This window comes from Nocardiopsis listeri, from assembly GCF_020741345.1.
Lineage (GTDB): Bacteria > Actinomycetota > Actinomycetes > Streptosporangiales > Streptosporangiaceae > Nocardiopsis > Nocardiopsis listeri_A.
This window is the reverse complement of the sequence record NZ_DYZD01000111.1, coordinates 1-11,127: the sequence shown is the minus strand read 5'-3', so window position 1 is coordinate 11,127 and position 11,127 is coordinate 1. Positions and strand designations below refer to the sequence as shown.

Here is an 11,127-nt window from a genome sequence, read left to right as displayed (position 1 = left end):
GTTCGGTCCTGACGGATCTGGAAGTGCATCGCACCCCTTGAACTGGGGTGTTGCAACCACCACTAGAACCCAAGGTGTCCCGGGCGGCCCTCGTCGTCCATCTTCGGGGATCCCCTGTCCGAGTTCCGTTCTTCCGTTCTTCCGTCTTGGTCGGGCCGACCCACGCCGGGAGATCCTCGACACACCGCGGGGCCGCCCGCCGATGGAGCCTCTGATCGCCCAGGAGAGCGGGTCCACCGTGGTTCTCCGCGTCCTCGCCCCTGTGAGCCCTTGGTCCGAGATGTCCGTAGTGGGAAATTCCAGTCTCGAATAATGAGACAACCCGCCCCCGAAGTGCGACTCTTCGGGGGCGGTGTGGCACACTGGCCCCATGCCGTCCCAGGTCGTGATTATTCAGGGGCGCGCTGGCTGACGACTTCCCGCGATGACGCAGGGAAGAGAATCCGGACCCTGCCAGCGCGCTGACCTCTCGTGTCCACGAGGGGTCTTTTTTGTTGGCCGGGGCCGCCGTGCACATCCACCTTCGGGAGTTCCACTGATGAGGGACGACAGTTTCCACGTCTTCGACACCACGCTGCGCGATGGGGCCCAGCGCGAGGGGATCAACCTTCGGGTCTCCGACAAGCTGGCCATCGCGAAGTTGCTGGACGACTTCGGAGTGGCGTTCATCGAGGGCGGTTGGCCCGGCTCCAACCCCAAGGACACCGAGTTCTTCCAGCGGGCTTCACAAGAGCTCGAGCTGGAACACGCGCGACTCACCGCGTTCGGCGCGACCCGCCGTGCCGGTGTGAAGGCCGCCGACGACCCACAGGTGGCCGCGCTGCGCGACAGCGGCGCGTCGGTCGTCACCCTTGTCGCCAAGAGTGACGACCGACACGTCGAACGTGCCCTGCGCACGACCCTCGACGAGAACCTCGCCATGGTCGCCGACACCGTCTCGCACCTGCGTGAACACGGACAGCGCGTGTTCGTGGACTGCGAGCACTTCTTCGACGGCTACCACCACAACCCCGAGTACGCCCTGTCCGTGGTGCGCGCCGCGGCCGAGGCCGGCGCCGACGTGGTGGTCCTGTGCGACACCAACGGCGGCATGCTGCCCGGTGACGTCCGCCGCGTGGTCACCGAGGTGCTGGAGGCCACCGGCGCGCGTCTGGGCATCCACGCCCAGGACGACACCGGCTGCGCCGTCGCCAACACCCTGGCCGCCGTGGACGCCGGCGCCACCCACGTGCAGTGCACCGCCAACGGCTACGGCGAGCGGGTGGGCAACGCCAACCTGTTCTCCGTGGTGGGCGCGCTCACCCTCAAGTACAACCGTGAGGTACTGCCCGAGGGCTGCCTCGGTGAGATGACCCGGGTGGCCACCGCGATCGCCGAGATCGTCAACCTGGCCCCCGACACCCACCAGCCCTACGTGGGGGTTTCGGCCTTCGCGCACAAGGCGGGCCTGCACGCCTCGGCGATCAAGGTCGACCCCGACCTGTACCAGCACACCGACCCGGAACTGGTCGGCAACCGGATGCGCATGCTCGTCTCCGACATGGCCGGGCGCGCGTCGGTGGAGCTCAAGGCCCAGGAGCTGGGCCTGGACCTGTCCGGTGATCGTGGCCTGTCCGGTCGGGTCGTGGAACGGGTCAAGGGGCTGGAACTGTCCGGGTACAGCTTCGAGGCGGCCGACGCCTCCCTGGAGCTGCTGCTGCGCGAGGAGATGGGCGAGCCCGTCCGCTACTTCGAGACCGAGTCCTGGCGGGTACTGACCGAGCGTCGTCCGGCCGCCGGGTCGGGCCCGTTGTCCAGCGACTACGTGAGCCTGACCGAGGCCACCGTGAAGCTGCGGGTCAAGGGTGAGCGCGTGATCGCCACCGCGGAGGGCAACGGACCCGTGAACGCCCTGGACCGGGCGCTGCGCGGCTCGATGGAGAACGCCTACACCGCGCTGGCCGGTCTGGAGCTGACCGACTACAAGGTCCGCATCCTGGAGGGCGCCTCGGGTACCGACGCGATCACCCGGATCCTCATCACCTTCAGCGACGGAGTGGGGGAGTGGACGACGGTGGGCGTGGGTCCCAACGTCGTCGACGCCTCCTGGGTCGCGCTGGAACAGGCCCTCACCTACGGTCTGCTGCGCCAGGGATATCCGAGGGATTGACGGTCGGTCGGGTGACGGGGAAGTCACGTTCTCCGTCACCCGAGCGGACCCGTTCGACACACCGCGCAGGTCACGGGCTTGAAACTTACTTACAGGTAAGAAAGACCTGTCCGAAAGGTCATAGCCACCGTGACCTGGACCGCTCGATACTGCGAACTTTCAGTTGATTCGCGATGGACGAGTGGTGATAGATGTCGAACGCAACCGTGGCGCGCCCTTCCGTTGGCGCGCTGTTCGTCTTCCCGCGAAGCGCAGGTCACCCGTCGCCTGAAGACTTCGGGACGTGTCCTCACCCACGATTCGCACACGGGGTGGAGGTAGCGGCGTGACCACCGGTTCGGCGACCGGCAGCCCGGCCGTGTCACCGCCATCCCCCAAGACCCGTAAGAAACGAGCCGGAGCCGGAAGAGACACCCTGTTCGCCTGGGGCTTCCTCGGTCCCTCCGTGGTGATCTTCGCGCTCTTCCTCGTCTACCCGCTCGGCCGCACCATCTATCTGTCGTTGCACGGCAACGACATCATCGGTAGACCCAACCGGTTCGTCGGCCTGAGCCACTTCGCCGAGATGGCCTCGCCCGAGTACGTCCAGGTGTTGATCACCACCGTGGTGTTCAGCATCGGCGTGGTCGTGCCGGGAGTGGCCGGCGCGCTGATCATCGTCCTGCTGCTGGAGGGTGTGATCCGCGGACAGAAGTTCCTGCGCGGTGCCTTCGCGGTGCCGTTCGCGTTCTCCGTGGCCAGCGCCTCGGTGATCTTCGCGGTCTTCTACAGCCCCGGCAACAGCGTGCTCAACGGCATCCTGTACCGCTTCGGCCTGGACCAGGTGGCCTGGCTGACCTCCCAGGAGATGGCCCTGTGGTCCATCGTCATCACCACCGTGTGGATGAACCTGGGCTACGGGGTGCTGGTGCTGGCCGCCGGCATCGGCTCCATCCCCAAGGAGGTCAACGAGGCCGCCCGCATCGACGGTGCCACCGGGCCTCGTCTGGCCTGGGACGTCACCATCCCGATGCTCGGACCGCAGCTCTTCTTCCTGATCGTCATCTCCACGATCAACGCGTTGCAGAGCTTCGGCCAGATCCACATCCTCACCGGCGGAGGGCCGGTCGGTTCCACGACCACCCTCGTCTACTCCATCTTCCAGGACGCCTTCGCCTACGGCACCAGCGACTTCGGTCGGGCCAGCGCCCAGGCGCTCGTCCTGCTGTTGGTGGTCCTGGTGTGCACCGCGCTCCAGTTCGGTGTCATCGAGCGGAAGGTGCACTACTCATGACGACCGTCGAACGTGAGACCGCGCCCGCCCGTACCGGGGCGGGCCGCACCAGGCACCGGCACACGCCCGGGCACATCGCGGGCCGTGTCCTGCTGTACCTGATGCTGGCCCTCTTCCTGATCCCGGTGATGTTCCCCGTCTACTACGTGTTCGCGGGCGCGCTCATGGGATCGCAGGACCTGTCCTCCTTCCCGCCGCGACTGCTGCCCAGCGGTGTGAACCTGGAGAACATCCAGGGTGCCCTGGACGCGGTGCCGTTGCTGCGCATGTACGGGAACTCGCTGGTCATGGCGGGCATCATCACGGTGAGCCAGCTGTTCACCTCCGCCCTGGCCGCGTACGCGTTCGTGTTCCTGCGCTTTCGCGGCAGCGCGGTCGTCTTCGCGCTGTTCCTGTCCACGCTGATGGTGCCGGCCGAGGCGACCTTCATTCCCAACTACCTGACCATCACCGGGTGGGGGATGGGCGACACCTACGCCGGTCTCGTCATGCCCTTCCTGGCCTACGCCTTCGGCACGTTCCTGCTGCGCCAGAGCTTCAAGCAGTTCCCCCGGGAGCTGTTCGACGCCGCGCGCATCGACGGCATGGGTCACCTGCGGTTCCTGTGGACCATCCTGCTGCCGCTGAGCAAGCCGGCCCTGACCGCCGTCGGCATGTACGTGTTCATCACCAGCTGGAACATGTACTTCTGGCCGCTGATCATCACCCGCAGTACCGAGATGCAGACCCTGCAGATCGGCCTCAACAGCCTCAAGGTGGGGGAGTACTCCAACCCCGGACTCCTCCTGGCCGGCGCCGCCCTGTCGGTCCTCCCCACACTCGCCCTCGTGATCTTCGGACAGCGCTTCATCGTCCGGGGACTCACCGCGGGCGCGGTCAAGTAGGGCGCGAAACACTTAGTGGAGACGAGAGAGATGACAACCTTCCCCCGACGGCGAGGCGTCAAGGCCGCCGCCCTGCTCGCGAGCCTGGGCCTGCTGCTCAGCGCGTGTTCCGGAGACGGTGGTGGCGGTGGCTCCGACCTCACCGCACCCGGTCCGGAGGTGCTGGACGGCCTCGACGAGGCGGTCCAGGTCGAGTTCTGGCACAGCATGGACGCCACCAACGGCCAGGTGCTCGACGAGCTCATCGCGGGCTTCAACGCCGAGAACGAGGGCCGGGTCGAGGTCACCGGGTCCTTCCAGGGTGACTACGACACCGCGCTGGCCAACCACCGTGCCGCCATCCAGCAGGGCGACACCGCCGAACTCATCATGATCTACGACCTGGGTACCCAGTTCATGATCGACTCCGGGCAGACCGTGCCCGCACAGTCCTTCCTCGACCAGGACGACTACGACACCTCCACGGTCGAGGAGGCGCTCGTCAACTACTTCACCGTCGAGGGCGAGCTGCGGTCCTTCCCGTTCAACAACTCCACCCCGCTGATGTACATCAACCGGGACGCGTTCGAGGAGGCGGGCCTCGACCCGGACTCCCCGCCCACCGACCTGGCCGAGATCCGTGAGGCCGCCGAGGAACTCACCGTCACCGACGACGACGGCACCGTCGTCCAGTACGGGTTCGGTGCCGCGGTCTACGGGTGGTTCATCGAGCAGTTCATGGCGCGTGCCGCCGTGCCCTACTGCGACAGCGCCAACGGCCGTGACGGCCGCGCCACCGAGGTGCTCTTCGACGATCCGAAGATCATCGAGCTCGTCGAGTGGTGGGACCAGATGATCGAGGACGACCTCGCCGTCCAGATCGGCCGCAACACCGACGACGGCCAGGCCGCCTTCACCTCCGGCCGCGCCGCCATGACCCTGGAGTCCACCGGTTCCCTGGGCGGCTTCATCGAACAGTCCGACTTCGAGGTCGGCGCGGGCTACTTCCCGCTGGTCGGCGCGGGCGACCCGGGCGGTTCGATCATCGGAGGCGCCTCCCTGTGGGTCAACGGCGAGGGCCACAGCCCGGAGGAGATCCGAGGGTCCTGGGAGTTCGTGCAGTACCTGCTGACCCCGGAGGCCCAGTCGGTCTGGCACGCGGGCACCGGTTACCTGGCGGTCAACACCGAGGGCTACGACGGCCCCGAGGCGCAGGAGCGCTCCGAGGAGTTCCCGCAGTTCTCGGTGGCCGCGAACCAGCTCGCCGAGTCCGAGATCAACGAGAACACGGCCGGTTGCATGATGGGCGTGATGTCGGAGGCCCGCCTCGCCGCGGAGGAGGGCTGGGAGGCCGCTCTGACCAGTGACGCGACCGCCGAGGAGGCCATGTCCGAGGCCGCCCGTGGCGTGAGCGGAACCATCGAGGAGTACAACCTGTCCGTGGAGGACTGATCATCGACCGGGTCCACCCGGTACGAGGGGCGGGGCCGCGGCACGACGTCGCGGCCCCGCACGCGTGTACGGGGAGGTCAGGCCAGCATGATGTCGTCGCCCTCGACCCGGACCTCCAGCTCCTCAAGGGGCGCGTCGGCCGGGCCCTCCACCGGGGATCCGTCCTCGATGGAGAAGCGGCTGCCGTGGCAGGGACAGTGGATCTCACCGCCGGACACCTCGTCCACATCGCACCCCTGGTGGGTGCAGACGGTGGAGAAGGCCCGGAAGACACCCTCCTGCGGCTGGGTGAGGACCACCTCGTGTTCGCTGATGATCGTGCCCTCACCGACCGGTACCTCGTCGGTGGTGGCGATGGGTGTGCCGTCGGCCTCGTCGCCACCGCATGCCGTGACCACTCCTACCAGGGCGCCGCCTCCGGCCACCCCGAACACGGATCGTCTGGTCACCACGGGGTGGGCGGTCTCGGTGGTGGACTCACGGCGGTCGCACATGGTGGCCTCGCTCTCTCGACGTGGAACGGCCCTGTGGGAGGGACCGAGTCCATCGAACACGGTCCGGACGCTCCGTGTCAGCGGAACCACGCGAGGTGATCGGAAGGTCGTGCGGTGTCAGTCGGCGTCGGGGTCGACCCAGCCGTTGGCCTCACAGCCCTGCAGGCCCAGGGTCTGCTGCTGCATCACGGGGGCCACCTCGCCCTCGCCCGGGCAGTCGACGTGCCCGTGGCCCAGGGTGTGGCCGACCTCGTGGTTGATCACGTAGATGCGGTAGGTCTCCAGGTCGTCCTCGAAGTCCTCCACGCCCGCGACCCAGCGGTTCTGGTTGATGATGGCGCGGTTGCCGTTGGCGCAGGAGACGAACCCGTTGGTGTTCAGCGGCGCGCACATGCGGTCCACCGTGTCGGGCGCGGCCAGCAGCACCCGGATGTCGGCGTCGTCGCCGTCCACCCGTTGCAGGGAGCGATCGCCCTCCTCACCCCAGCTGCGAGGGTCGCCCAGGATCAGCTCGACGGCCTCGACGAAGTCCTCGTCATCGCCGGGCAGGCCCTTTTCGACCTCCACGGCGAAGGTGGTGAGCGAACCCTCGCCCATCACCTCGCCCTCGCCCTTCATGACCTGGATGTCGCCGTCGGCGGTGTCGACCTCGTCCTCGACCGAGCGCAACAGCACCGGGGTCTCCTCCTCGGAGGGAGAGGCGTCGGGGTCGGGCGAGGAGCCGGAGGCCGTGTCCGTGTCGGCGCCCTCGGCCTGGGAGGGGGAGGCGGCGGGGTGTCGGCGGGTGCCGTCCGGGTCGCCCTCACCGGCGGGCCCCTCGGCGGAGGTCTCCTGAGTGGAGTCGAGCTCGTCGTCCGGCTCGGGGACGCTCACCATCAGTACCGCGGAGGCGCCGGAGACCAGGCACACACCGATGGCCAACCCCATGGGGTTCTTGCGCCGGCGGTGCCGAGCACGGGTACCACGTGAACCCACGGTCCCTCCACCTCTCGACGGTCGTCGAACCCCAGCATGCCAGAGTCGCGGACCCACAAAGGGTAGGCCTTGCGGACACGACCGATACCCCCGCGCGGTTACGCTTCACTCGGACAGTGAGTCGAAGTGGGCTGCTTGGAGGATTCAGGTGCGTATCGCACGTTTCGCGTCCGGCGACGAGGTCGGTTTCGGTCTGGTCGAGACGGACACGGACAGTGGGGAGGAGTTCATCGCCCGGCTGAGCGGACACCCGCTGCTGGGTGACATCAAGCTCACCGGTGAGCGCGCCAAGCTCTCCGACGTCCGACTGCTGTCGCCCGTGCTGCCGACGAAGGTCGTGTGCATCGGCAAGAACTACGCCGATCACGTCGAGGAGATGAAGGACGTCACGGGGGAGACCACCGACGAGCCGGTGGTGTTCCTCAAGCCGTCCACGGCCGTCACCGGCCCGCAGGACCCCGTCTTCCACCCGGCGGTGTCCGAGCGAGTGGACTTCGAGGGCGAGATGGCCATCGTCATCTCCCGCCCCTGCCGCGAGGTGCCGCGCGAACGCGCCAAGGACGTCATCTTCGGTTACACGGTCGCCAACGACGTGACCGCCCGGGACCTGCAGAAGAAGGACAAGCAGTGGACACGGGCCAAGGGGTTCGACTCCTTCTGCCCGATCGGCCCCTGGATCACCACCGGGCTGAGCATCGAAGAGGCCCAGGACCTGAGGGTCACCACCACGGTGGACGGTGAGACGCGCCAGGACGGACGTACATCACAGTTCATCCACGACATCGCGGGCATCATCTCCTACGTCAGTTCGTTCATGACCCTTCTGCCGGGTGACGTGATCCTGACCGGCACGCCCGCCGGTGTGGGGCCCGTCCAGGTCGGCCAGGAAGTGGCCGTCACGGTCGAGGGTCTGGGCACCATCAGCAACAGGGTGGTCGAGCGGGACTGAACCCGAGCGAGCCGTGCGCGGGCCGGGTGCCCGCGCACGGACCACCCGTCGGGGCCACGCGCTCCGACCGAGCGGAAGGTCCGACCTTGGTCCCCCGAAAGCGCCGTATCCCGCCCCTCGCCCTCACCGGCGCCATCACCCTCGTCCTGGCCCTGGTGGGTTCGGGACTGTGGGTCCTCGGCCGGAGCGTGGGCGGGCCCGAGCAGGACACCGACGGCGACGGTCGTGCCCTGGTGCGACTCATGCTCGCAGGGGACTCCATGACCCACGGCGCCGACGGGGACCGGACCTGGCGTTATCACCTGTGGAACCACCTGGAACCGCACGTGGACGGGCTGGACTTCGTGGGCCCCTACCACGCGCCCGCCACCCCCGAACAGATCATCCCGCCGGAGATGATGGGGACCGAGCCCACCGAGCCTGTCGGGGGAGACACCGACGGTGTCGACTACCGCGACCCGGACTTCGACCAGGACCACAACGCCCGTTGGGGTCGCACCCTGGCCGATGCCGCCACCACCATCGGCGCCGACGTGGCCGAACACCGACCCGACGTGCTGTGCGTGCTGATCGGTCTCAACGACCTGTTGCACCCGATCACCGCCGAGGCGATGGAGGCGAACATCCGCGCCTACGTCCGGGAGGCCCGCGAGGCGAACCCGGACATCCACATACTGTTCGCCGAGGCCCTGCCCATCACCATGGCCGACCGGGACCAGGGCTTCGCGCTGCGCCTGTACGTGTACAACAAACTGGTCCGCAAGCTGACCCGGGAACTGTCGAGCGAGCGTTCGCCGGTGGTGGGCTTCAGCCTGGCCAAGGCCGAGTCCTGGGACGTGGCGGCCGACACCTACGACGGAACCCACCCCAACGACGGCGGTGAGATCAAGATCGCGGCGGGGTTCGCCGACGCCCTGGCGGAGAACTTCGGCCTGGGGACGGGCTACCCGAGGCCGCTGCCCATCGCGCCTTAGCCGCTCAGCGCCGCCGCTTAGGTGTTTCGCGATGGGGCGGGTGGGCCACCGATACCCTGGGGTCCGTGACTGAGACTCCGATTCGTACCCGCTTCGCCCCGTCCCCGACGGGCATGTTCCACGTCGGTGGCGCTCGATCCGCGCTCTTCAACTGGGCTCTGGCCCAGCAGCGGCCCGAGGGCCGCATGGTGCTGCGCATCGAGGACACCGACGCCGCACGCAACCGGCCCGAGTGGACCGAGGGCATCATCCGTGCGATGTCGTGGATCGGCATCGACGAGAGCGACCCGCACTTCGAGGGCCCCTACTTCCAGTCGGCCTACGTCGACAAGCACCGCGAGACCGCTCAGGAGCTGTACCGCTCCGGCCGCGCCTACTACTGCGACTGCACCCGCGAGCAGGTGCAGGAACGTCGCGACAACCCGAACCTGGGCTACGACGGCTTCTGCCGTGACCGTGGTCTGGAGGCCGGGCCCGGCCGGGCACTGCGTTTCCGGGTGCCGGCCGGCGGCCCCACCATCGTGCGCGACCAGATCCGCGGCGACGTGGAGTTCGACCACGCCGCCATCGAGGACTTCGTGATCGCCCGCGCCGACGGCTCCCCGCTGTTCGTGCTGGCCAACGTCCTGGACGACGTGGAGATGCGCATCACGCACGTCATCCGCGGTGAGGAGCACCTGTCCAACACCCCCAAGCAGCAACTGCTGTGGGAGGCGCTGGACCTGACCCCGCCGGTGTGGGCGCACCTGCCGGTCATCGTCAACGAGCAGCGCAAGAAGTTGTCCAAGCGCCGCGACAAGGTCGCCCTGGAGTCCTACCAGGAGGAGGGCTACCTGGCCGAGGCGATGGTCAACTACCTGATGCTGCTGGGCTGGGCGCCGGGTGAGGACCGCGAGATCATGCCGTGGTCGGAGATGATGCCGCTCTTCGCGATCCAGGACGTCAACAGCTCCAGTGCGTTCTTCGACGAGAAGAAGCTGCGCGCCTTCAACGGCGAGTACATTCGCGCCTTGTCGGTCGAGGACTTCATCGCGCGCTGTCAGCCGTGGCTCACCGGGGAGGCCGTCCCCTGGAACGCCGAGGACTACGACGCCGAGGTCTTCGCCGCGGTGGCCCCGCTGGCGCAGAGTCGGGTCGCGCTGCTCAGCGAGATCGTTCCCAACGTGGACTTCCTGTTCCTGAAGGAGCCGGTGGAGGACGAGAAGAGCTGGAAGAAGGCGATGAAGCCGGGCGTGGGCAAGGAGATGGTGGAGGCCGCCCTGGCGCGCTTCGCCGACCCCGAGCTGTCCTGGACCACCGATGACCTCAAGACCGCCACCGAGGAGACCGGTGCCGCGCTCGGGCTGAAGCTGGGCAAGGCCCAGGCCCCGGTGCGCGTGGCCGTCACCGGTCGGACCGTCGGGTTGCCGCTGTTCGAGTCCCTGGAGCTGCTGGGGCGCGAGCGCGTCCAGGCGCGCCTGGAGGCCGCGCTGGAGAGGCTCCGCGCCGAGGAGAAGGCCGCCCAAGAGGGCTGATGCCACGGGGTGGCGGGGCTGTGCGCCCCACCACCCCGTATTCGGTTCGCGAGCACTCAGAATGTCCGCTAGAGTTATCTACGTCGCCGAGGGGGACAGGGACGCGAAAGCGGCCGGATCCCCTCAAAACATTGGCCTATGGTGTAATCGGCAGCACGACTGATTCTGGTTCAGTTAGTCTAGGTTCGAGTCCTGGTAGGCCAGCGAGTTCGATGCATCGGCATCGGACGCACGGATCTTCGGATCCGAAAGCGCGCCCCCGTCGTCTAGTGGCCTAGGACGCCGCCCTCTCAAGGCGGTAACGGCGGTTCGAATCCGCTCGGGGGTACCAACAGGAAGCGGCTTCCACGGTGTGGAAGCCTTCTTTCTGAGCCGATGTTCGCCATCGGTGTCCGGTTCGTGTGGTTATCATGGCTTTGATGGCCCGCACGGATCACGTCCGGCCCCCGTCGTCTAGTGGCCTAGGACGCCGCCCTCTCAAGGC

Annotated in this window: 9 protein-coding genes and 2 tRNA genes; 9 read left to right on the top strand and 2 right to left on the bottom strand. The window is 67.8% G+C overall.

All coding sequences use genetic code 11. From position 1 onward, the window contains the following. Nucleotides 1–538 precede the first annotated feature (538 nt). From cimA to K8V84_RS06670, 4 genes are all read left to right on the top strand, one after another. On the top strand, nucleotides 539–2,149 hold the full coding sequence (gene cimA / locus K8V84_RS06685) for a citramalate synthase (protein ID WP_304071806.1): 1,611 nt from the start codon (nucleotides 539–541) through the stop codon (nucleotides 2,147–2,149). A gap of 325 nt (nucleotides 2,150–2,474) precedes the next feature. After that, the gene (locus tag K8V84_RS06680) at nucleotides 2,475–3,422 is read left to right on the top strand and encodes a sugar ABC transporter permease (protein WP_304071803.1); all 948 of its coding nucleotides are present in this window, start codon (nucleotides 2,475–2,477) and stop codon (nucleotides 3,420–3,422) included. Further along, the gene (locus K8V84_RS06675) at nucleotides 3,419–4,306 is read left to right on the top strand and encodes a carbohydrate ABC transporter permease (protein WP_304071801.1); all 888 of its coding nucleotides are present in this window, start codon (nucleotides 3,419–3,421) and stop codon (nucleotides 4,304–4,306) included. The genes K8V84_RS06680 and K8V84_RS06675 overlap by 4 nt, the downstream gene beginning before the upstream one ends. A gap of 30 nt (nucleotides 4,307–4,336) precedes the next feature. Beyond that, complete coding sequence (locus K8V84_RS06670) at nucleotides 4,337–5,737, top strand: ABC transporter substrate-binding protein (RefSeq protein WP_304071798.1); 1,401 nt, start codon at nucleotides 4,337–4,339, stop codon at nucleotides 5,735–5,737. Between the two features lie 77 nt (nucleotides 5,738–5,814). Here the strand turns inward: K8V84_RS06670 and K8V84_RS06665 are convergent, their stop codons facing one another. After that, nucleotides 5,815–6,291: a Rieske (2Fe-2S) protein gene (locus tag K8V84_RS06665; protein WP_369696609.1), complete on the bottom strand. Its 477-nt coding sequence runs from the start codon at nucleotides 6,289–6,291 to the stop codon at nucleotides 5,815–5,817. A gap of 57 nt (nucleotides 6,292–6,348) precedes the next feature. Next, entirely contained in the window at nucleotides 6,349–7,158 is an 810-nt protein-coding gene (locus K8V84_RS06660; RefSeq protein WP_304071809.1) for a DUF3152 domain-containing protein, read from the bottom strand. Nucleotides 7,159–7,354: 196 nt separating this feature from the next. On the opposite strand from K8V84_RS06660, the gene K8V84_RS06655 reads away from it, so the two are divergent. The 5 genes from K8V84_RS06655 to K8V84_RS06635 all read left to right on the top strand — a co-directional run bounded on the left by K8V84_RS06655 (nucleotide 7,355) and on the right by K8V84_RS06635 (nucleotide 10,974). Then, nucleotides 7,355–8,155 carry a fumarylacetoacetate hydrolase family protein gene (locus K8V84_RS06655; protein ID WP_304071796.1) on the top strand — a complete coding sequence of 267 codons (801 nt, stop codon included), beginning with the start codon at nucleotides 7,355–7,357 and terminating at the stop codon, nucleotides 8,153–8,155. Between the two features lie 86 nt (nucleotides 8,156–8,241). Next, the gene (locus tag K8V84_RS06650) at nucleotides 8,242–9,129 is read left to right on the top strand and encodes a GDSL-type esterase/lipase family protein (protein ID WP_304071794.1); all 888 of its coding nucleotides are present in this window, start codon (nucleotides 8,242–8,244) and stop codon (nucleotides 9,127–9,129) included. Nucleotides 9,130–9,194: 65 nt separating this feature from the next. Then, on the top strand, nucleotides 9,195–10,643 hold the full coding sequence (gene gltX / locus K8V84_RS06645; protein WP_304071791.1) for a glutamate--tRNA ligase: 1,449 nt from the start codon (nucleotides 9,195–9,197) through the stop codon (nucleotides 10,641–10,643). 132 nt (nucleotides 10,644–10,775) lie between these two features. Next, nucleotides 10,776–10,847: transfer RNA gene (locus K8V84_RS06640), tRNA-Gln, on the top strand. Between the two features lie 51 nt (nucleotides 10,848–10,898). Next, nucleotides 10,899–10,974 (top strand) — tRNA-Glu (locus K8V84_RS06635). The last annotated feature ends 153 nt before the right edge of the window (nucleotides 10,975–11,127 follow it).

What these genes read in the sequence shown, in the direction of transcription:
- K8V84_RS06660 (WP_304071809.1), bottom strand. Translation starts at nt 7,158, where the DNA reads ATGGGGTTGGCCATCGGTGTGTGCCTGGTCTCCGGCGCCTCCGCGGTA.
- K8V84_RS06670 (WP_304071798.1), top strand. Translation starts at nt 4,337, where the DNA reads ATGACAACCTTCCCCCGACGGCGAGGCGTCAAGGCCGCCGCCCTGCTC.
- K8V84_RS06675 (WP_304071801.1), top strand. Translation starts at nt 3,419, where the DNA reads ATGACGACCGTCGAACGTGAGACCGCGCCCGCCCGTACCGGGGCGGGC.
- cimA (WP_304071806.1), top strand. Translation starts at nt 539, where the DNA reads ATGAGGGACGACAGTTTCCACGTCTTCGACACCACGCTGCGCGATGGG.